The sequence below is a fragment of the Rhizobium sp. RAF56 genome (genome assembly GCF_052113965.1).
In the GTDB taxonomy this organism is placed as follows: domain Bacteria; phylum Pseudomonadota; class Alphaproteobacteria; order Rhizobiales; family Rhizobiaceae; genus Rhizobium.
In genome coordinates this window covers 1-21,469 of the sequence record NZ_JBFRDU010000057.1, presented here as the reverse complement: position 1 = coordinate 21,469, position 21,469 = coordinate 1, and the positions used below count along the sequence as shown (strand labels likewise).

General features: G+C 57.9%; 18 protein-coding genes and 2 pseudogenes. 3 read left to right on the top strand and 17 right to left on the bottom strand.

Annotated features, from left to right (window positions below):
• Together AB4048_RS26870 and AB4048_RS26865 are read right to left on the bottom strand one after the other, a co-directional pair.
• A pseudogene (locus AB4048_RS26870) lies at positions 1-284 on the bottom strand (hypothetical protein); the annotation flags it as partial.
• A 142-nt stretch (positions 285-426) separates the two neighbouring features.
• A complete protein-coding gene (locus tag AB4048_RS26865) occupies positions 427-552 on the bottom strand; it encodes an ABC transporter (RefSeq protein ID WP_442202762.1) in 126 nt (41 codons plus the stop codon).
• A gap of 2,161 nt (positions 553-2,713) precedes the next feature.
• Between AB4048_RS26865 and AB4048_RS26860 the strand changes: the two genes are divergently transcribed.
• A complete protein-coding gene (locus AB4048_RS26860; RefSeq protein WP_442205033.1) occupies positions 2,714-3,775 on the top strand; it encodes an alpha/beta hydrolase in 1,062 nt (353 codons plus the stop codon).
• Positions 3,776-3,848: 73 nt separating this feature from the next.
• Here AB4048_RS26860 and AB4048_RS26855 read toward each other — a convergent pair whose 3' ends face one another.
• Positions 3,849-4,073, bottom strand: a complete 225-nt coding sequence (locus tag AB4048_RS26855; RefSeq protein WP_442205032.1) for a hypothetical protein — start codon at positions 4,071-4,073, stop codon at positions 3,849-3,851.
• 65 nt (positions 4,074-4,138) lie between these two features.
• Here AB4048_RS26855 and AB4048_RS26850 point away from each other — a divergent pair, with 65 nt between their 5' ends.
• Positions 4,139-4,474: a DUF982 domain-containing protein gene (locus AB4048_RS26850; protein WP_442205031.1), complete on the top strand. Its 336-nt coding sequence runs from the start codon at positions 4,139-4,141 to the stop codon at positions 4,472-4,474.
• A gap of 575 nt (positions 4,475-5,049) precedes the next feature.
• Here AB4048_RS26850 and AB4048_RS26845 read toward each other — a convergent pair.
• The 10 genes from AB4048_RS26845 to AB4048_RS26800 form a co-directional block, all read right to left on the bottom strand.
• The gene (locus AB4048_RS26845; protein ID WP_442205030.1) at positions 5,050-5,301 is read right to left on the bottom strand and encodes a DUF982 domain-containing protein; all 252 of its coding nucleotides are present in this window, start codon (positions 5,299-5,301) and stop codon (positions 5,050-5,052) included.
• A 967-nt stretch (positions 5,302-6,268) separates the two neighbouring features.
• The gene (locus AB4048_RS26840; protein WP_442205029.1) at positions 6,269-6,805 is read right to left on the bottom strand and encodes a thermonuclease family protein; all 537 of its coding nucleotides are present in this window, start codon (positions 6,803-6,805) and stop codon (positions 6,269-6,271) included.
• Positions 6,806-6,973: 168 nt separating this feature from the next.
• Entirely contained in the window at positions 6,974-7,423 is a 450-nt protein-coding gene (locus tag AB4048_RS26835) for a Rap1a/Tai family immunity protein (RefSeq protein WP_442205028.1), read from the bottom strand.
• 810 nt (positions 7,424-8,233) lie between these two features.
• Positions 8,234-9,763, bottom strand: coding sequence for an aldehyde dehydrogenase (NADP(+)) (locus AB4048_RS26830; RefSeq protein WP_442205027.1), 1,530 nt, complete (start codon positions 9,761-9,763; stop codon positions 8,234-8,236).
• A gap of 171 nt (positions 9,764-9,934) precedes the next feature.
• A complete protein-coding gene (locus tag AB4048_RS26825; RefSeq protein WP_442205026.1) occupies positions 9,935-10,945 on the bottom strand; it encodes an NADP-dependent oxidoreductase in 1,011 nt (336 codons plus the stop codon).
• 48 nt (positions 10,946-10,993) lie between these two features.
• Positions 10,994-11,797 (bottom strand): SDR family NAD(P)-dependent oxidoreductase, encoded by an 804-nt coding sequence (locus AB4048_RS26820; protein WP_442205025.1) that lies wholly within the window; start codon positions 11,795-11,797, stop codon positions 10,994-10,996.
• Positions 11,798-11,853: 56 nt separating this feature from the next.
• Positions 11,854-12,282: an organic hydroperoxide resistance protein gene (locus AB4048_RS26815; protein ID WP_442205024.1), complete on the bottom strand. Its 429-nt coding sequence runs from the start codon at positions 12,280-12,282 to the stop codon at positions 11,854-11,856.
• Between the two features lie 175 nt (positions 12,283-12,457).
• Positions 12,458-13,105 (bottom strand): isochorismatase family cysteine hydrolase, encoded by a 648-nt coding sequence (locus AB4048_RS26810; protein WP_442205023.1) that lies wholly within the window; start codon positions 13,103-13,105, stop codon positions 12,458-12,460.
• Positions 13,106-13,123: 18 nt separating this feature from the next.
• The gene (locus AB4048_RS26805) at positions 13,124-13,669 is read right to left on the bottom strand and encodes a hypothetical protein (RefSeq protein WP_442205022.1); all 546 of its coding nucleotides are present in this window, start codon (positions 13,667-13,669) and stop codon (positions 13,124-13,126) included.
• Positions 13,670-13,743: 74 nt separating this feature from the next.
• The gene (locus tag AB4048_RS26800; protein ID WP_442205021.1) at positions 13,744-15,066 is read right to left on the bottom strand and encodes an epoxide hydrolase family protein; all 1,323 of its coding nucleotides are present in this window, start codon (positions 15,064-15,066) and stop codon (positions 13,744-13,746) included.
• Positions 15,067-15,314: 248 nt separating this feature from the next.
• Here AB4048_RS26800 and AB4048_RS26795 point away from each other — a divergent pair, with 248 nt between their 5' ends.
• The gene (locus AB4048_RS26795) at positions 15,315-18,164 is read left to right on the top strand and encodes an ATP-binding protein (RefSeq protein ID WP_442205020.1); all 2,850 of its coding nucleotides are present in this window, start codon (positions 15,315-15,317) and stop codon (positions 18,162-18,164) included.
• 41 nt (positions 18,165-18,205) lie between these two features.
• On the opposite strand, the gene AB4048_RS26790 is transcribed toward AB4048_RS26795, so the two are convergent.
• The 4 genes and pseudogenes from AB4048_RS26790 to AB4048_RS26775 form a co-directional block, all read right to left on the bottom strand.
• Positions 18,206-18,850 (bottom strand): hypothetical protein, encoded by a 645-nt coding sequence (locus tag AB4048_RS26790; protein ID WP_442205019.1) that lies wholly within the window; start codon positions 18,848-18,850, stop codon positions 18,206-18,208.
• Positions 18,851-19,999: 1,149 nt separating this feature from the next.
• Positions 20,000-20,596 (bottom strand): SOS response-associated peptidase family protein, encoded by a 597-nt coding sequence (locus AB4048_RS26785; protein ID WP_442205018.1) that lies wholly within the window; start codon positions 20,594-20,596, stop codon positions 20,000-20,002.
• A gap of 451 nt (positions 20,597-21,047) precedes the next feature.
• Positions 21,048-21,254 (bottom strand): annotated as a pseudogene (locus tag AB4048_RS26780) (DUF6428 family protein); the annotation flags it as partial.
• 17 nt (positions 21,255-21,271) lie between these two features.
• Positions 21,272-21,469 (bottom strand): transposase (locus AB4048_RS26775; RefSeq protein WP_442205017.1); only part of this gene is annotated, 198 nt, incomplete at its 5' end.

Below are 21,469 nucleotides of genomic sequence, written 5' to 3'. Positions count from 1 at the left end.
GGCTCGTGAGAAGCGGGCGCAAGGCCTGCCACCTCCGGATTGATCGGGTTTCCGTTCTTGTCGAGTGTGCCGAAGACCACATAGGTGTGGCCATAGCTCAACGCATAACGCGAGCGAAATTCGATAAAATGCCGGTTTGCGGCGACCTGCTTCGGCGCGGCCGCTGACAAATTGTTGCTATCTGATGTGAAACGTGGCTGGGGGGGCTTGTCTTCCGTCTGGCAGGACGCCAGCGCGCATGCCATCGCAATCACAAGCGACAGACGGCCTTTTCCAAGGGTCATCAAACGCTCCATCTACTGCCCTGACGAGCACGGGGGTGAAACCAGCGATCTGCCATTCTTGCAGCCGGGGATGAACAGAGATCAAGTCTGGCGGGCTAAAGGGGAAGGCCCAGGTTGGCCCTTCCCCTAATCGAAGGCCAACTTACTTGTAGACTGCTGCCGCTGCTGGCGGCGGGGCCTTGCCTTTTCCTTTGCCAATGTCCCACCCGCAGGCACTAAGATTGGCAACGGCAAACAATGCGATAATCACGACTACAATTCTGCTCATCAAGAAGTCCTCTTTTGCCTCGGGGGTAGCTTATGGAAAGCAACAATTTGCATGTAGGGTCAACGCCACCTTTGGCCAGTGTAGAAAGGACACAGTTTGTAGCTTCGCTACATTCATAGTTACCAAGCAACCGATATGGCATTCCGATCGAGTATTAGACTATAAATGACAGTGCAACGGTGCTGAAATGGGCACGCCTAGAGCGATCGATCGTCCGTTGATTCGCTGCGGTCGGCTCGTCCACACGGCATCAAAAGCGGCAAATTAGGCAAAGCCCTCCCATCGCGGCCAGTCGGAAAACAACACATCGATAGCGTTGTGGGTAGAGTTGACGGGCCGACGATGGCCGTCGCGGTAGATGAGGATGGTTTTGCCCCAGGCTCCTGGCAATGCGGTTTGCACGACGAGCGTCCTTTTCCCGTCTGGGGCCCGCCCCGCGACCGCACGAGCCTGTAGACGAGGTTCGCGAACGTGTCGTCTCAGGGCAAAGTTCCGTTTGCAGTCAGATACTTCCATTAGTAGAAAACCGGTGATCAACGCCTGATCTATTGTTGGGCTTTCCTATCTCTCGATTGCTTCGTGCGGCTTGCCTCGTGCCGTTTAATATTTGATGTCCCGGGACTGCTGACGGCCCTGTTGTTTGGTGTGCCGCTTGTCCTGACGGCATGCCGCGTTGCTTTTCTCATTCGCGGCACGGCAGTCCTGCTTTGTCACTCGGGAATTCTGGCGCGTCTCTTGTTTCACATCTCGCCCAGCTCTGCGTTGTTGGGCTTGTTCTGTCGCCGATGATATCCCGGCTGAGCTAGCAAGGAATGTCATTGCCACTAAGGCGTTGAGTAGAGGCTTCAATGAACGCATTTTAATATCCCTCTGGAAAGCTTCCCGAAACCAGCCTTCTGACCGGCAGTTCTCATCTAGGGCAGCAACGGTGGTCAGCAAGCGGACGTAGAATAAAAACCAAGCCTGACTTATATTTCTAGTAAGTAGGTTTGTGGTCGTCCATGGCTCTGTTGAAAGCGTTGCCGATGGATATTTTGTAGCTGCTCGTTTCCCGCAAAGAATTGTTGCCTGCAACAATCGCGGCTAGCCACAACAATTCTCAAGATTTAATGGAATTAGGCGCGGCTACTGACGGTATCAGGACTCTGAACGTCTACCTCGAGGTTAACCGTCACACCTCAAGGCCTTCTGCGCCCCCTCTAAACTCGTACTGCCAGAGGAGCAGACAAGGACATTGTTGAGAAATATCTCGCGAAGCACCCGGAAGACGCCGACGGGCCATGCCTGTTTCCGCTCGTCATCCTCAACACCCTCATCGACAAGTTCCCTTGCAAGCAGAACGCCACAAGAGGCGGACAGTAACCCGTTGCACTACCAGCAAGTTGCCCTTCAGCCACACCTTATGGCAATTGCCGGAGCTACCTCTTTCGACGGATTTCACCGAATCACTGCCGCCGCTAGCTTCGACGAGTGGGGGGCTAATGGGCGAAGAAAACCGGCACGGCGTAAGGTATTCGTGCCGGTATCTTTTCACTTCTGGAAAGCAGAACATTGTATTTCTGTCCGAATAGAACTTAGCAAGGCTGGGCAGGGAAGAGCAGTTTAACTAACCAATGCAAAGCTGGCGAGCTAATTAGTTGACTTGCCGCGCTGCCCTCCGTTCGCTTGTTCAGCTTAACTAAGGCGGCGTCGGACGGTTGAGCGTTCTTCTGCTGGCGCTTTGCGAATTCGTGGGCCGTCACAATCCATTCCGACCATTGCTCAAGCTGGCGAGTTCCAAATCATGGAGGAATTGCCTTTGTGGTCATGAGCTTGCCGCGCTTGAGCGTTTTTGCCGCCCCGACCGCTGGCATCCCGGATTCAGTTCCAATTAACCAACCTCACTGCCTTGTCGTCAGGAAAACCACAATGCCTTGCTCTTGCCACTGACCAATCGTACGCGAGTCACTGGTTAGTCGACAGTGATTGCAGATGCTTGGGCAAAAGTTGAGTTGAGTGATCTGAAGCGGCTGGGGTCGCTATTTTGGGGGACGACTTGCGCGGTTGGGACCACAAAACAAAGGCCGGGATCATCTTAATTTGTCGATTCGTACTGAGCTGTGGGATTGCCGTGATCCTTGTGTTCCTCGAGGGGTGCGCTACAAGGCCGGAAGCGGGGTTCTTGAAACCAGTTTCTGCGCCTGCTCCGGGTGCCAGCAAGCATACAATATTAGTGGCGACGACGCGCGAGCGTGATTCCAGGCCGGGTACGCTGTTTAATGGCAATCGGTCTGGGACGCTCGCCTTTGCGACACTTACCGTCTCCGTCCCGCCCAAGCATGCGGATGGGCAAATTGAGTTGGCGTCATCGCCTCCTGGAAATCCTCAGACGGATTTTGTCGTACGAGAAGCTGCCTATATCGACAGCGAGAAGGCATTCGTTCAAACGTTGAATGCAAGGTTGGATGAGCAGCCGCGTGGCAAACGAAAAGTCCTGCTATTCATTCACGGCTACAATACGAATTTCGCAGAGGGACTGTACCGTTTCGCGCAAATCGTTCACGACTCAGGATCCTCCGCCGTTCCCGTTCTTTTCACCTGGGCTTCAAAGGGAAGTTTCACCGACTATGTCTACGACAATAACAGCGCGACAATCGCGCGAGATGACCTGGAACACACCCTCCATTTGATCGCCGCTAGCGACGCTGACGAGATTAATATCGTCGCCCATTCGATGGGGAACTGGGCAACGGTGGAAGCTATCCGGCAAATCAAGATATCGGGTGATATGGCGGGTGCGAACAAGATCGGGGCCGTGGTTTTGGCCTCTCCCGACATCGATCTCGATGTATTCAAATCCGAGATGAAACGTATCGGGCGTCCCCGCAAACCCTTTTTCATCATCATATCGAAGGACGACCAGGCCCTGCGGGTTTCCAGACTGATTGCCGGAGGAAAGCCTCGGCTCGGAGCAGACAGTGACGTGCAAGAGTTGGCGTCGTTGGGGGCGATCGTGATCGATTTGACGACCCTGAAGGGGGCCGACGCGTTGAACCACGCGAAATTTGCCCAGCTGGCCAGCGTAGCGCCGGAGTTGGCCCACGTTCTGCAGGAGGGCATAGCGTCCAGCGCGGCTGGAATGCCTAAAAGCGAAGCTGCGATTGGGGGGCCGCTCGCTTCGTTCATTACTCTGCCGGTGAGGATTATAGCCGCTCCAGCGCGGATCGTTGCGGGGGCTCAATAGAATGCAAGTAAGGCTCGGCTAGAAATCTGGCCCGGCCAACATTCTTGTTCGTCGGGCCAGACTACGCGCCAGATCAATGGCAGACGTGTACTTTTTCCACGACGACATGCCCGTTTTGATGATGGTGCTCAATGGTCTTCATGTAGCAGTTGTCGGGGTGGTGGTGATGGTAGTATTGGGCTCCATGCATCGAATGGTGATAGTGTTCGTCCGGATACATATTTGCCGCTTGAGTTGGGACCGCAATTGAAGCCACCGAAAACATAGCGATGGCGGATGCGGCTATCAGATTTCTCATTCTTTTGTGCTCCGTACTGCGAGGATAGTGACCGTGCTAAACGGCTCGTTGAGTACGAAGTTCCGATGTTCCTTGGCCGGGGAAAAACTGAGTGCGCGGTCACAGCCCTGACGGTCATTTTTTGCGTGATAAGCGCCGATAGCGGGGCCAGCTACACAGCCAGGACCTGGGGGAAAACGCTTCTCATCTCCCGCGACGGCCATCTCCGGCCGGTTACATCTGCTCACGAAGCGATTGAGGTGTTGTTTTTCGACTGGCCTCGCTGGGATGGCCCCGCCTATTTTTCCGCTTTTGATGCGTGTGGAAGAGCCGAGCGAGGTGAATCAACGGAGAAGCTTGCCCGCTCCGCGTTCATCCTCGCAGCAATCGAGGCAGGTCTCTATTTCGAGATACAAGCATAAAGCTCCCCAAGAAACATCCGTTAACTTGGTCGCTTTGACGACGCCATTCGGTCGCGTGCCTGTTCCCGTTGCTCACGACAGGCCGGGCCACCCAAATGAACCTCTCCCAAGTTTACATTTACGCCTTCCGGGTCATTTTATGTGGCGGCAGTCGGAGATAGCTTCACAATCGTTAGGGACTGGGGACAAAAGCCACCGATGCGGGCGTAGATGAAATCGTATCGGTGGCTTTCTCAAGCGCCTCATGAGGCCCAGGTCGGCCTGGCAGACCTAGCGCTCACACACCAGATTGCACGGCCGCGACTGTTTCGGGGGCTTTGGCGCATATCCGAAGGTCAGAAAGGGCGAGGGTCGCTTCGGTGATATCGCGCAACGCAAGAAGTTTTTGTTCCATGACTGCTTGCCCTCTAACTGGAGGTTCATCCTGCCCTGATTTTGGGGAGACGGCCGCAACGTCCGCTCTCTAAATGTTCCACGTTGCGTTACGAGTCAAGCGATGGTGATGGCTCACTTTCAAATATCATTGCTCACGGGCGGGGAGCCCACTTTTTCGCATATCGAGAACAGAGGGAGACCTAGTGGCGAATTGCTATCCCAGCGGCCTTAGCAGCCTTCATGAACTCGGAGCGAGCCTTCACCGGAGATCCATCATTCTCCATGGCATCCAGACATGCCTTACAGGCTCGCTCAAACGGCTTGCTCTTCTGCATCTCATAGGACCAATGCTCCAGGAGTGCCAAAGAGGCATCCGCTACTGAGGCGATAGGCCGGTAGACATGCGGAGGGTGGAGGCAGAGCTCAACGAGCCTGAAGGTGGGATTAGCCATGGTCTCTCCTGTTTGTATTGGAGTCCTTTGGGCGCTAGGCCAGCCTCCCATAGCAATCGACTAGGTTGACGTTTGTCAATATGCCCTTGTGTGGTGCCGCCCGCGGGTCTCTGTGGAACAAACTTGCGGCATCAGGTAGCAAAGACCACCAAAAAAGACTTATCCATCTGACTTAGAAAGAAATTCCAGAAATCCGAGAATGCAGCTGACGTTGGTCGCGCTCGTGCAGCGTTGCCTGTGAGCCGTTACCGCGTTTAATCCGGAAAGCGCCAGGAGCAGTCATTTCCCGACGTTACCTCACTCGGAAGCGACTGGTTCCTGAAACTTCCACTTCCAGAATATTGGCGCGGGGACGGTAGAGCCTGACGGTATAGTTCCAGCCCGGCAGCAGCTTTGCACGTGTTGCTTGGTGCCCTTCGAGCAAGATTTTGTGATTGAGGCTGCAACGAGCATTGCGATTCCTCAAACGTCCCTCCTCAGAAGGTGTATCAATTGTATGGATCCGATGCGGGCTGCCTGCCCGTCTCCGCTGATCTTCGCGGGGTATTGTCCAGATCATGATGGATTTTCAGAGTTTGCAGGATGCCGAGAGACTTGCGCTGGCGGTCGTCAACACCATCCACGATCCCCTTCTCGTTCAGCGCGAGTAGCCAACGACGTCCGCGACGACGATTGCTGCAAGACGGCGCTGGACGCGTTCTTCGGCCATTTTGGCAATTGTACCGGAGGAGATGGAACTTCACCGATGGTATCTGCGCCTTGGGTAGAAGTCCATTGAGCGGCTTTTGATCTGGGGAAGCTGGCGGATGCCCTGCCGGATGATGTGCTGTTGGGGGTGGGCGAGGAGGAACCGCGCCGGTAGCATGATCATGACGTTGCGCGCAAATCCCTTTCCACAACAACGGCATCGCCCTTCTTCTTCGGGTGGCCTGATACTTGTAAATCAGTCCAGTCCACGGCTTCCTTCTCAAGTGCACCACGGATCGCGATGGCCGATCCACGGGCGCGCCAGGCCCTCATTGATCAATGTGTCTCCGATCGAGACGCCATCTCTTTGGACGACCCGGAGCTTGCGGCCGTACTTGTCCTCGTCGCGGTCAATCGAAGCCAGCGTGAACGGGCCGGCATTGAGAAGGGTTTGCAGCCGGTCCTTGGCTTTCAAGCCGAGTTGCTTTTCGTAGTCGCAGCGCGGTGGGCTGAGCTCCGGCGTATCAATGTCAGCTATCCTGATCTTCGTGCCGCCAAGCCAAAATGTGTCGCCGTCGACGACGCAGTTGATCCCCGCGCCGGCGTCGCACGCCCCGAAGGTAGCAGCTTGCACATCAGACGTTAACGGCGCTGCGGCGAAAGTCGCTGCGTGAGGTCGTCCTCCACCTTCCACCCATTGCACAACTGCAATAAACCCGATTGCAGACAACGCTAGTAGCAATTGCACTTCGCGCCACCGCCAACTCCGCCGACGGTAAGCCTTGCGCGGCTGCGGTCGCCGCTGCTTGCGGTTCATTCCAGTAATATCACCCATGGTCCCCACCCCGTTGCACGGCCACGTTAGATCGGTGGTGGTTTCGAAACTGCTCACGAGGCGGAAGGCATTTTAGCGATCCATACGACGGCAGCTTGCCTTGGCCGCCTTATGAGTTTGGCATGACGCGCGGCTGTCAGCCGGTACGCCTTAGTGGCAGGGGAACTTGTCGGCAAGTGCACGCCGTACGGCTGACGTGCCATCTAGAGAGCGCTGCTCCGCCTTCTTGTTGAGGAATTTGGCAACGATCTCTGTTAGCTCTTCGGCTTTCAAGTTGCTGACGGTGGCGGGAAAGCAGAATTTTGGCATCTTCTCGTCGAAATAGACGCGATCACCTTCGATCTCGTAGGCATCGAATGCAGCCATGACATAGCCGTAACAGGTGCCCGCCTTCATTGCGTCCACTGGACTGCCAATGCGATTGCCCGCGCGACGCATCTTCAGGAAAGCGCGGCAGTTCTCAGCCAGATCGGCCGCCCGCATGTAGTTCGCCACCCACCCTTCCGGCGTCTGCTGTGGCGGTGCTTCAGTCTGCGGCTGAGGTTCAGCGTGGACGGCGGCCGCCAACAGCAATGCAGATACGGCTCCCAAAATTCGCATCGCATCCTCCCATTTTGGGGATCGTCACATGGAACCTCGGCGGGATGAAGACTTGACGACGGTGCGGTCGCCCACCGTACCAGTGTCTGGCCCTAGCAGGACTACCAATCACGGCCTTGAGTCCGTCGGAATTAGAATGCTCGGCCGGGCACCCTGGCCGACCCAACAAAGAAACTGCAGTGGTAACAGCACAAGGACCACCGGAAACGACTTATCCATCTGAATTGGAATGAAATTCCAACAAAACTGCCGAGAATGCAGCTGACGTTGGTCGCGCTCGTGCACCGTTGCCTGTGAGCCGTCATCGTGTTTACTTGGCCTCGACTGGTTCCGGAAACTTCCACTTCCCTTCCAGAATATTGGCGTGGGGACGGTAGAGCCTGACGGTACAGTTCCAGCCCGGCATGGCGGGCGGGCAATTAACTACCTTGCCATCGCGGCCGCCAAATTGGATGTAAGTCGAGCCATCCGCACCCTTGCACCGACGATCCTCCTAGTCCCTGTAGATCGGGAACTTGGGCCCAGCGCCAATTCCATTTTCAGCGTTGTTGCGACGGGAGTCGTCGCATCGAATTCCTACCGGGCGGCTGAACTGACCCGAAACGAGCGAGCCTTGTCGCCCGAGCCAATTCTCAAGACCAATGCGCTCCGTAGATGCGACAAGATTTTACCAATGACCGCTTGTGGCGAAACCGGCCGAGGTGGTCTAACGGCTCGAAGCGGAATTTCTCAGGATTTTGGGATCGGGATCGCAAGCTTCGTATCTTCGGCCAGTGGCCAGAGCTACAGCCCCAACCACTGGCTGAGAACTCAGTTAGCTCGAAGTGCCAGCGGCAGCAGGTCGCTGGGAAAATCTTGGTAGGAAACCGGCCGAAGGAAGCGATAGATTGCCAAGGTACCCACGGAGGTCGAGCGACCGTCCGACGTGGCGGGATATGGACCGCCGTGCACCATCGCAGGAGAGACCTCCACGCCGGTCCCGAAGCCGTTCACGAGCAAGCGGCCGGCCAATAGCTCAAGCGTTGGCACCAATACACGCACTGCATCGAGATCACCGTCATCCACGTGCAGCGAGACCGTCAGCTGGCCTTCCAGCGCCACCAACACCCTGTGGAGTTCCTTCTCGTCTTCGCATCTCACGATCAGGCTCGAGGCCCCAAAAACCTCCTCATGCAGGGCGTGATCGGAAAGAAATGCAGTCCCTGTTGTCTCAAAAAGCGCCGCACCAACCTGCAGGGGACCATCGGAGGCACCGCTTGAGAGTTGCTTCACGTCGGCACGACCGCTGAGTTTCGCGACACCCTTTTTGTAAGCCTCGCAAATGCCATGCGTGAGCATGGTCTGCGCAGGCGCGGCAGGGAGCGCGGACGTCGCAGAGGCTATGAACCGATCGAGATTCGGATCGTCGATGGCGAGTATGAGGCCGGGATTGGTGCAGAACTGTCCGGCTCCGAGAATGAGCGACGATACGAATGCCGTGCCGATTTCTTCTGCACGGTTGCGAAGCGCGTTCGGGAACAGGACGACCGGGTTGATGCTGCTCATTTCGGCATAGACAGGAATCGGCTGCTTCCGCTCGGAGGCGATCTTCATGAGGGCCAAGCCGCCACGCTGAGAGCCAGTGAAGCCCACCGCACGGATACGTGCGTCTGCAACAAGAGCCTGGCCGACTTCGAAGCCAGAATCCTGTAGCATTGCAAATGTCCCAGCCGGAAGGCCGGAAAGCTCGACGGCCTTCTGAACCGCCTGACCGACAAGCTCTGACGTGCCTGGGTGTGCGGGATGCGCCTTCACAATAACAGGACAGCCGGCTGCGAGCGCGGATGTGGTGTCTCCTCCCGCTACAGAGAAGGCCAACGGAAAGTTGGATGAACCGAACACCGCGACCGGGCCAAGCGCCACGTTGCGAAGGCGAAGGTCTGGCTTGGCGACAGGCAGGCGGCCGGGGTCAGCCGGATCGAAACGCAGTTCCTGGAAATCTCCTTTCCGAACCTCCTTGGCGAACAGCCTTAGCTGGCCGACCGTCCTTGCACGCTCTCGTTCGAGATGGCTTTTTGACAGTCCAGTCTCCCGAGTGGCGCGATCGATTAGTTCGTCGCCGATTTCGATGATTTGCTCCGCGATGGTTTCCAGGAATTCGGCCCGCTTCTCCAGCGTGGTTTCCCGATAGACGGGGAAGGCCTCCCAAGCGAACGCGGCCGCTTTTTCAACATCGTCACCCGTGCCACCGTGGAAAGCCGGTTCGAGTGCGTTCCCGGTGGCTGCCTCTATGGCAAAGAACTCCTTGCCCGCACCGCTGACGGATCGCCCGCCGATGAACTGGTCGCCGGTAATAGTCATCATGTCTTCCTTTTGAAACTGAGGCGGGGATGTCTCGGAACATCGCCGGAGGACATTGCTTCCCACCTCGAAGGTCTGCCGCTGTTAGATAGCCATGGGAATCTCATGTTTTAAGGGCAAGACGATAAAAAGTATTACTTTTGTGGTCCTCGCAAAATCTGGCCGGAACGCCTACGAGACCCGAACCAGAAGCTTGCCAAAGTTGCTGCCCTTGAGCATGCCCATGAACGCTTCAGGCGCGTTCTCTAGGCCATCAACCATGTCCTCGCGGTATTTTATCTCCCCCGACGCCACGAGCGGCCCAAGCTCCTGTTGAAACGCTTCGTAGTGCGTTGGGACAAACTCGGTGTTGATGAAGCCTCTCAAAAGAAGGCTTCGACGGAGGACCGCGGACATCGCGGCGGGCAGGCGGTCGTTCTCGCCTTTGCCCGGGCCGTTGTACTGGGCGATAAGCCCGCAGACAGGCACACGGGCATAGAGGTTCAGCAACGGAAGCACCGCATCCCAGACGTGGCCGCCGACGTTTTCGAAATAGACATCAACACCATTGGGGCAGACGGCTGCAAGCTCGAAGGCGAAATCCGGCGACCGGTGGTCGACCACGGCGTCGAAGCCGAGTTCGTTTTTAACGTAGTCGCATTTGTCGCGACCGCCGGCGATACCGACCGCGCGAGCCCCGACACGCATGCCAAGCTGGCCGACAAGTGACCCTACGGGACCGGAAGCTGCGGCAACAACGACCGTCTCGCCCGACTTCGGCTGGCCGATCACCTTCATCCCGCCATAGGCGGTGAACCCCGGCATACCGAGAACGCCGAGTGCGGTGGAGGCGGGGGCTCCATGCGTGTTCACCCGCTTGACACTACTCGCATCCATGACGGCGCGGGTGCGCCATCCCGTCATCGCCCGGACGATATCGCCCTCCTTGAACTCAGGACTCCTGGACTGCGTGACTTCGCAGACGGTTTCTCCCGTCATGACGCCGCCGACCTCCACGGGCTTGGCGTAGGATTTGGCGTCGCTCATGCGACCGCGCATGTAAGGGTCGAGAGAGAGATAGAGCACTCGAAGGGACACCTCGCCGTCGCGCGGCGTTCCTATCTCGATCTCCTCGGTGCGAAAATTCTCCGGACTCGGCGCGCCGGCCGGCCGGCTGGCGAGAACGATGGCTGACGATTTCATGGCGTTGTCCTTTCTAGCGATATACGGCCGCGGGCCGTCGATAGTCGTTTATGCCTGAGCGACGGTGAGGTAGCGCTGTGCGGGCGTGTTCAAGGAGATCTTGGGGATCATATTGCGCCGAGCGGTGTCGTATGCTTCCCATTCGGAAATATCCGGCAGGGACGGCAACGTGATCAATTCGCCGAGGTCGAGCCCCGCAAGGGCAGCATCGACGGCATCCTCAGGGCGCATGACGGCCCGCACCGGCAGATTATCCAGCGATCCTCCGGACGCCTTCCAAAAATCCGTGGCTATCGCGCCAGGCAAGACGGCCTGGAAGCGCAGTCCGTTTCCCGCCAGTTCCTTGTCCAGGGATTGGGTTAGCGCCACGACAAATGCTTTCGAGGCTCCGTAAACGCCGTTGAACATCCCCGGAGCCAAAGCCAGCGCTGACGCCAAGTTGATGATCGTGCCGCGTTTCCGTTCGACGAGGGCCGGGACCGCCGCATAGACCAGGCGGGTCAGGGCCACGACGTTGATCTCGATCATTCGCTCGATGTCGTCGACGTTGGCTTTCAACAAGGGCTCTACGGAGCCGACGCCCGCGTTGTTGACGAGCATGGTGATCGAAGCGTCACTCTTCAGGATGGCCTCGACGCGACGGAGGTCCTCGGCGTTACCCAAGTCTGCCGGAACCGTCGTCACTGCGCGGCCGCTCGTTTCCGTGATGGACCGGGCAACCGTGGCCAGGGCTTCCTTCCCCCTGGCCACCAAGACAAGATCGAACCCCCGTCGTGCGAGCCTGTCGGCGTAGATCGCCCCGAGACCGGAGGACGCGCCTGTGATCAACGCTGTGCCATTTGAAGAAGTCATTGCACATACTCCTTGGTGTCGGCCTTGCCTGCGAGGGTGGCCATCATTGTCTTGTTTCAGGCGAGCTTGATCGTGACGTCGATGTTTCCACGCGTCGCCTTCGAGTAAGGGCAAATCTGATGCGCCTCTTCGATCAGCGATTGGGCGACATCGCGCTCCACACCCGGGATACTGACGTTAAGACGCGCGGTAAGCGAGTAACCGTCAGTATCGGATAGGTTGAGATCGACCTCCGCGTCGATCGTCACGTCGCCTTCCAGCTTTATATGCTTCTTCTGCACGATGATCCCGATGGCGCTCTCGAAGCAGGCCGACCAGCCTGCCGCGAAGAGCTGTTCAGGGTTGGTGCCGATACGCGCCGTGCCGGGTACCCCTAATCTAACGTCGAGACGCCCGTCGGTGCTGCGGGCGAGCCCGTGTTCGCGACCGCCGGCAACGTGTGTCTTTGCCGTGTAGAGGACTCTTGAATTCATTTTCTGGTCCATGACGCACTCCTGTTTGGTCTGGTTGCGGATGCCCCTGAGGGCAGTGCTGGCTTGAGCGATCTGGCGCGATGAGCCGATGCTCGTAGCGCCAGATGAATTTCTTCGCAGATGTGCTCGGTTCGGGATGCCGGAGGACGGCCACGTTGGCCGCCCTCAGGCGCATTTGACCAATCAGTCATGCCGCGGGTGCCAGCATCTGCATGGCAGCCAAAGCTTTGAGGATTTCCTCGGTCGTCACGATGGCGCTGGCATAGTTCGGCATGTTGATTTCCAGAGCCGCATGCATCATTTCGTCGGAGTAATCTGCGACAGCGTCCTTCACGACCGTCACGTCATATCCAAGCTCTGCCGCAAAGCGGACAGTCGCCTCGATGCAGGTGTGGGCGATCAGTCCGATGACGATCAGTCTGTGGACGCCGCGCCTCTTGAGCTGGTTGTCGAGGTCGGTGTTGGCAAAGCCGCTGGAGCACCAGTGCTCAGACGCCACGACCTCGCCCTTGGCCGGCACGAACTCGGCCTTGAATTCGCCGCCCCAGGTCCCGTATTCGAAAGTCTTGCGGTTCCACGCGAGTTTCTGGATCGGCGCGATGTACTTCCAGTTTTCGTAGTCGCCTTCGCGGAAGCGGTGATGCATCGCAAAGAAGACCGGAAGCTTCACCTGCCGCGCCGCCTTGAGGATTTGCTCCATATGCGGGATGCAGTTGTTGGCTTCGGCGACGTCTTTGATGCGCGGCCAGATTTTGCCGCCCTCGGAGATGAAGTCGTTGTACGGATCGACCACCAGAAGCCCGGTGATGCCATGTTCGTAGAACAGTTCGGTCATCGTACCCTCCATTCGCTCTCAGGCTGCCTTTGATGATTGCTGATTACGAAGCGCGAAGCGCTCTATGCTGGCCGCGAATAGGGGCGTCTCTCCCTTATTGTGGGCAATCGACATCGGCTGGCGTTGGGTGCGGAAGATTTCGAAGGGAATGCCCTGTCGGTCGAGGGAGGCGAGCATTTCCGGGGTCGCGAACGACTGGACGCGGTTGGTGAACTCGCAGCGGTCCTGGTCAATCGCCTTGACGCTTAGTTCCCAGTTAACATGAATGGTCACGCGGCCGGTCGGCGTGAAGACGTCGGAGTCGGAATCGAGGATAAGGTGATCCTTCTCGCCGAGGGTTTCGTGATAGTGCTGCACCATCAGGCTCCCGCCGATCGTTTCGACGTTGATCGACATGCGCGTGCCGTCGGGCGCGGTCGTGAAGCCGGCAGCGATGTGGGCGGGCGAGCAACCCTGGTATTCTTTCTCGGGTAGCGTGAAGCACCATGTCGGGATGTCGATCTTTTCGATCGGCGCGTTTATGATGGCGGTGAAGCTCGAATCGACGATCTGGTTCTCTGACATTGTCTTTCTCCTTCATGCATTGGGGTTGAGAGTGTTGGATGAACCGCGGCGCTGGGCTATGCCGCAGTCTACCGTCAGGTCAATTTGCGAAGCGGCTTGAACGCCGCGCGCAGGTCGGCGGTCAGTAGCGCTGGCTGTTCCCAGGCCGCGAAGTGTCCGCCCTTTGGAGGCCGGTTGTAGAAGATGAGGTTGGAGTAAGCCTTCTCCGCCCAGCTCTGGGGAGCCTGGTAAATCTCGTCAGGGAAGGCGCTGACGGCGACCGGTATCTTGATGCCGCGCGGATCGAAGAAGCCGCCCGACGGGAAGTGGGCGTTGTCCCAGTAGAGGCGAGCGGATGAGATCGCCGTATTGGTCAGCCAGTACAGCGTGACGTTGTCGAGGATATCGTCCTTCGTCAGGCCTTCAGGCTTGCCGTCGAAGACGCGGGCGATCATGTCGTAGCTGCGGATGTCGTGGTCAAGCATCCACGAGGCAAGACCGACCGGGGAGTCGACAATGCCATATAGTGTCTGCGGTCGGTTGTTCATTTCGATCGCGTAGCCGAGCCCGTTCTTGTAGAAATCGTCGAGCTGGTCGTAGGCGCGCTTTTCGTCGTCCGAAAGACCTGCGGGAGCCGAACCGCCTGCGCCGAGCGACTTGGCGATTTCGGCGGGCACGGTGGCCGCCATGTTCGTATGAATGCCTAGAAGACCCGGAGGCTGCTGTACCGCCATGAGCTCGGTAACGGCATTGCCCCAGTCGCCACCCTGAGCGACATACTCCGTGTAGCCCAAACGTTGCATCAGCACGGCCCAGGCCTTGGCGATGCGGGGAGGGTTCCATCCGGGTTCGGTTGGCTTGCCTGAGAACCCGTAGCCGGGGAGTGACGGGATCACGACGTGGAAGGCATCTTCCGCACTGCCGCCATGCGCTGTCGGATTGGTCAGCGGATTGATGATCTTCAGCTGCTCGATGATCGAACCCGGCCAGCCATGGGTGACGATGATGGGCATGGCATTTTCATGCTTGGACTTCACGTGGATGAAATGGATGTCCAATTCGTCAATCTTCGTCGTGAACTGCGGGTAGGAGTTGAGCTTCCTCTCGACCTTGCGCCAGTCGTAGTCCTTGCCCCAATAATCGGCGAGCTTCTTGATGGTGGAGAGCTGTACGCCCTGCGAGTGGTCCTTGACCGTCTCGCTGTCCGGCCAACGCGTCGCGACGATGCGGCGGTGGAGGTCTTTCAGCGCCTCGTCCGAGAAATGCACGTGGAAGGGCGTGACAGGGTCGCCCGCTGTCGCGGCGAGCAAGCGGGAGGGTAGGAGCGCGCCTGCGCTGGCGACTGCGACGCCGAGCGAAGCTGCAGCGAGAAACTTGCGGCGATCCTGATCGACTTCTTCGATAACTTTCGTATGCATGTTCGTCTCCTGTGGGTGCGTTTCGGCTGCACCTTTGTGCTGACAAAAACCTACGGCAGGAGGCATAAGAACGCCCGTTATACGTTGTTGGATGTTGTTAGGATTCAAGTTCCAACCACATTAACAATTCGCGTTGTTCACCCTTCGCCTGCGACACAAGATGTTCTATACCTTCGCTTATTGGTGCAGGCAGGAGGAACGGACCAATGTTCGCTCGCTTACAAACGTCGGCTATCCGGGGATGAGCCATGGCGATCGCAGCACGTGATCAGACCGGATTTCGCTTCGGCCCGTTTAAGCTGGCTGTCGGCGAAAGATTGCTCACAAAAAATGGTGTCCCAGTCGAATTGGGCGGGCGTGCCCTCGACATCCTTGTTGCACTCGTCAGTTCTCCGAACGAACTCGTTAGCAAGAAAGACCTGATGGCCAAGGTCTGGCCCGACGCGACAGTCGAAGAAGTCAGCCTTCGTTTCCACATGGCGGGGCTAAGAAAGGCCCTTGGCGATGGAGTGGACGGCGCGCGATACATCACCACGGTTGCGGGAAGGGGCTACTGCTTTGTTGCTCCCACCGCAGAGGCACTGCCCAGCGTTGGTGATAGCGCTGAGGCGGATTCGTTTCCACATGCCAATCTTCCCCCGCAACTCGGCAGGATGATCGGTCGCGAAATCGACATTATGAAGCTCGGTGCGCAACTGGCGGATTCCCGGCTTATCACGATCGTCGGCCCAGGCGGCGTCGGCAAAAGCACGGTGGCGATCGCGGCGGCCCATCAGGCTGCCGAAGTTTTTGCCGGACATGTCCTATTCGTCGACCTTGGGGTAGTCGCCGATTCCGGGCTGGTAGCGACGACCATCGCGGCTTTGCTCGGACTTCCGGTCCAAGCTGAGGATGCTACGCCCGAGATCATGCGCTTCGTCAGAGACAAGCGCATTCTCCTTGTTCTCGATACTTGTGAACATCTTGTCGAGACGGTGGCGAACATAGCATCGTCAATTCTCGACGCCGCTCCCAAAGTGCACATCATAGCCACAAGCCGCGAAGCGCTGCGTATCGAAAGCGAACGTGTCTACAGACTCGACTCCCTGGCGTGCCCGCCCGAAGCAGTCGAACTGGCTTCGACGGCCATCCAAGAATATCCGGCTTCCCAGCTCTTCGTCGAGAGAGCGTTAGCAAGCGGGGCGCAGCTTGATGGCAACGAGGCGGAGGCGGCGATTGTTTGCGACATTTGCCGCAAGCTCGACGGAGTGGCGCTTGCTATTGAACTCACCGCCAGACGGGTCCAGGCATATGGCCTGGAACAGACGGCGGCGCTGCTCGACCAAAGGCTGACCCACCTCTGGCAGGGCCTGCGAACGGCCCCGCCGCGACAGCAAACCTTACAGGCGACCCTCGACTGGAGTTATGGCTTGCTCTCGGAGACCGAGCGTACCGTCTTGCGCCGGCTTGCGGTGTTCGTCGGCAATTTTGCGCTTGATGCCGCCATGGAGGTCCTGCCGAGCGCGACACTCGATCGCGCGTCCGTGTTCACGGCAATCGACAACCTCGTCGAGAAGTCGATGGTGGCTGCCCGACCGATCGGCGCGATGATGCGATACCGCCTTCTCGATACTACTCGGGCGTACGTCATCGATCTCCTTCATGCTGACCCGGAATGCGAAGACCTCCTGAGGCGGCACGCGGCCTATTGCCGTCTGTGGTTCGAGCAGAACGGCAGCGAATGGACGGCTCTTTCAACGCCCTTGGAACGGGTCCCTCACTTCAATGCGGTCAACAACGTCCGCAGTGCCCTGGAATGGTGCTTCGGTGGAAACGGCGATAAATCCCTTGGCGTCGGCCTCGTCGCAGCGGTTGCTCCGGTTTTCCGTGCAATGGGCCTGTTGCCGGAATGCCAGCGCTGGACCGAGCGCGCCCTCCAGTCGTTGGACAGCACCACACGCGGCAGCTTCGAGGAGATGCAGCTTCAAGCCGCCTTCGGCGTCTCGGTGATGTTCATGAGGGGTCACAACGAGGTATCGGCCTCCGCGCTGAACAGAAGCCTGGAGATCGCCGAAGCTCGGGGCGACAAGCTAAATGCCGCCCGGCTGCATGGACCCATCCACTTCTTCCATCTGAGGAGCGGAGAGTTCCGGCGGTGTCTGGATTATGCCGAGCGGTGTTCCGCGATTGCGGGCGATCTCGACGACCCTGCGGCAATCACGCTTTCCAAGGCGCTTCTCGGACTGTCGTATTGTCTGGTCGGACGCCTCGGGGAGGCCCATGCGACCTTGGCACCCGTGGTCGCGCCGGGGCTTCCCGAGGCCAGCAAACAAATTCATTACGGTTTCGACCATTACACCTGGGCGAGGATCGGGTGGTCGACGAACCTTTGGCTACAGGGCTTTGTCGATCAGGCGCGCGCGGTGATCCGACAGTGTTTCAAGGATGCGGAGACGATGCGCCATCCCGTATCGTTCGCGATATCGCTGAGTTCGATCGCGACACTTCTCTGGATCGGCGATCTCGATGCGGCCGAGGAACATTTGATACCATTTGTCGCGCGCGCGAAGACGCAGGCCTTCGGTCCCTATCTCTCCATGGGACATGCCTATCAAGCCGAGATCGCCATTCGGCGTGGCAACGCAAAGACGGGGATTGGGGCACTGCAAGAGCAACTTGAAATCCTCCATACGCAGCGTTTCGAACTCTTCACGGTGCGGTTTCAGTTTGTGATCATTATGGGGTTACTGGCTCTCGGAAGGTCCTCAGAAGCGTGGGCGCTTTCGGAGGAAAGCAACGAGTTGATCGAAGAGAAGGGCTACTATTCGTACCTACCGGAGCTGTTTAGGCTCAAGGGCCAAATCCTCTCCATGGAGCCGGGGTTGTGTAACCTGAATACGGAGGCATACCTTGCGAAGTCGTTGGACGTCAGCCGTAGCCAGGGCGCTGGAGCCTGGGAGTTGAGGGCGGCAACCGATTTGGCGATGCTCTGGACCGCACAAGGGCGAGCGTCCGAAGCCAACGACCTACTCAGGCCAGTTTACGAACGACTGACTGAAGGAAGAGACACTCCACCGCTGAGCGCTGCGGCAACTCTGCTGCAGGACAGCCTCCGATAGCGTATTCTCCGGTTGGCCAGTCCCCGCCGGCTGGGGCCTTATCAATGATGCGCGTGTCGATCGGCAACGTCGGCCGATGTCTGGCGGTTGTGAATGTCGCCAAGTCTTGCTTTTGCATCCTCAAGGGCTTCGTATCCGTACAAGGTCATGAAGCTCCGCTCGAAATGGCCATTCGCAGCCAATTTCTCATGAATGTCTCTCGGCAACGCCTGGGGTGACAAGCGACTGATTTCTTGGAGGTTCTCCTTTCCTATCTGCTCCATGAGGTGAAGGCTTTGTCTTCCGGCGACGGTCACGTTCACGATCATCGTGTCCCGGTCGGGGCGCGGATGTTCGAATGGTACGAAGCGGCATTCTACGGACAACTCATCCGCCAGGCCGTGTTGCTTTCCCTTTTCCGGCTCCGGAATAAGCGAATAGTTCACTACTTTGCCTTTGATGGTTGCTTGCTTGAAGGAGTGTTGGGGTTGCCGCGTCGGATATTCGCCGATGAGGGTGTTTAGTCGAGGAAGTACGATCTCAGCGGGTCCAATAAGGGGCTGACCGCCTATCACGCTCAGGCGAAGCTTCCCCTCGCTGGCACGCGGCACGCAGAAGATGGCGGTCGGGCTGTTGAAATTCCGTTGCACGATTTTGAAGGCGATTTGTGCATCGACGAGATCGAAAAACAGATTGGAGGGGATCAAGGCACTTCTCCTTTGACAGCCTTTCAACTCCAAACGAGAAACAGGATTGGACTGGGCAGAGGCTTCCAGCTTCGAATCGGTGCTCTAAAGGGTCGTCGTTATAATAACTTCTGTCAATTTTATTGAGGCGTGCGATCGCCAACAAATGGTTCCAGCCGTCATATGCCATCGGCCTCGTGGTGGTGCGCCGGGGGGGCCTGGGACAGCTTTGGTAGCTTCGGGACCGGAAGGAGACTGGTCGCATCTGGATGTGGCCGAGCAATTTCAACCGAGGTAATTGATAGATCGTGGCTGTTCCCAGCCCAGTCCCGCCAGCCGAGTGCGTCCTCATAGAGACTAGCCCACTCGGCAAAGGCGGAGCATCCGAATAACTCTACGGTGTTCAAGAAGCCCGTTTTCGGCGTTGCTGATCGTGTGAATCAGTTGGACCCTCCCTCGATCATTTGGCAGTTGAATAACCGACAGTCACCGTCCTTAGCCGGGACCCAGTCTTCTGCCGCTTCATAGCCGGGGCTGCAGTAAGCGCTGTCACTTACGTAGCGGTCGTAGAGAGTGCCTGACACTCTCGTGCCGGGACGCGTGATGAGGACAGCGTGTTGACGGTCTATCATGTTGCGAAGATCGGCACACATGTGGACAGTGGAACTGATGGGGGAAATTGCGCCAGCAGGGGTAGCGACCGCAAGGAGTATCGATGTCGTCCCGAGGGCGAGGAGGATTGGTGCGATGCTGCGTGTCATGTGGGGCTTCCTTCACCATTTCGCCAAGCAGTTGGCGCAGGCCTCATGGGCTTCAAGCTCGCGCACGGTCACGATGAGGTGTTCATATACTCGGTGCAAAGGACGATCTGGATGGTGTCGGGGGGAGGTCGCGTCGCCATTGCAAGAGCATCTTGCGGGCGATGGATATTGGCGAGCACGGACGCAAATGATGTCTTTCCGGAACTAGGCTGCCGGACAACCGGGCAATCAACGACAGCGCGCGGGACGCGATACTCATGCAAAACCTCGAAAGCAATAGATGACCTGGGCCGCGGATGTGCGGTTGGGTGATCAACGTGTTCGTATGAGGTTGGCGCGCCTCGCCATGGCAAGAACAAATAGAGAACAAAAAGTGTAAAGTCAACTGCCGCACGCGGCGAAGTTGAAGTCAGTCACTCCCGGCCCTGACGAGTTCGACCGCAAAGCTTTTTTCCGCGAGGGGTTTTAAGAGATCACCCTGTGGTTTCGACAACTTGAGCCAAGGCTCCCAGTCCTCAGGCCTCAGGACGACTACCTGCCTGTTGTGGATCGGCTCGACGTCGGGGCCGGGCTTGGTTGTCAGCATGGTCATCGACGCCGGCTCGTTGCCTTCTCCTTCGCGCCAGAGGCCAGCAATTGCGAACATGGGCGCGTCATTGAGGGTGAACCGATGCTTGGCCTTTGGGTACTTGGTTCCCGTGAATTCAAAGAACGCCGAGGCCGGGATCAGGCAGCGTCTGCTCTCCGAAAAACTCCTGTTTTCCGAGACGAAGTTAAAGACCGGTCCACCCTTCCGTCCAGGCGGAGGAGGGAAGCCGAACTTGGCGGGGAAGAGCTCAACTTCGTAGCCAGACGCCCGCATGACGGGGGCGACATCGCCGATCTTGATGTCGTCTACCTGAGGTAGATCAAGTTCTGTCTGGTGTATCGGGACGCGCAGGGCGAGGGACTGCATCATTTCGCAATACTCTTTCCAGCGGATGTGTTGCTCGTAGTCATTGCACATGAGGGAATCGTAGGGCGCGGCCATACAATTGCGAGGGACGCTCTGGACCGTCTCGCGCGGCCTGCCAACTGGAACTGCTCATTTCCCATCCCCATCTTTGGCAAGACGAAGGTGAGGAGTAACCGCAAATGGACAACCGAAAGGAGTCCATAGAGTTCACCCTCAAGATCGAGATGATCCCGCCACCGAGATGTTCCCGATCACGCCTGTCAGTGACCTGCTCGTGCTGCCGAAAACAGGTGGAGCCGTCCGAGCAGGATGCCATGGAATACGGCATCTGCGAGGAGTGCATCAGACGCCCCTAGAGGTAGGGGCGAATTGAAGGCTGCCGCCCGCGCTGATTTCATTCTGCTGCCCGTCTGCGCTATTCCGGCTGGAGCAGGTACACCCCTCGTCTATCAGGCGGTGCGGCCGAAGAAAGCGCGACGATCCTGTCTCGCTGACCTTCACGTCACGCGCAACATTTCCCGCCCGCCTGGGGTGAGCAGCATGATGACTGCGCTACCACTGCCTGTTCTGCGAGCCAGCGGTCGCGTGGTTTGCAACTGGCAGGGCGTGGCGACAGACGGACACGAAGCATGTCGTGCGATTCTGTCGGATAGTCAGCGCAGTAGAGCTGCATGGGCTTCACCCCATCGCTGACCTCGAATGTGAGCTTATACGGATCCTCGCTGATCAGAACCCATTGACCCATTCTCTGCGACCGATGGACATGATCCGCCAWGGCTGGCTTTCGAGCTTTCGCCAGGCATCGCAGCAGTGATCGACAATGTCGTCGTATGATTTGAAGACTCGGTTCGAGAGCCAGTTTTCGCGCATGAAGTGCCAGAGGTTTTCAACGGGGTTTAGCTCCGGCGATTTCGGCGGGAGTGG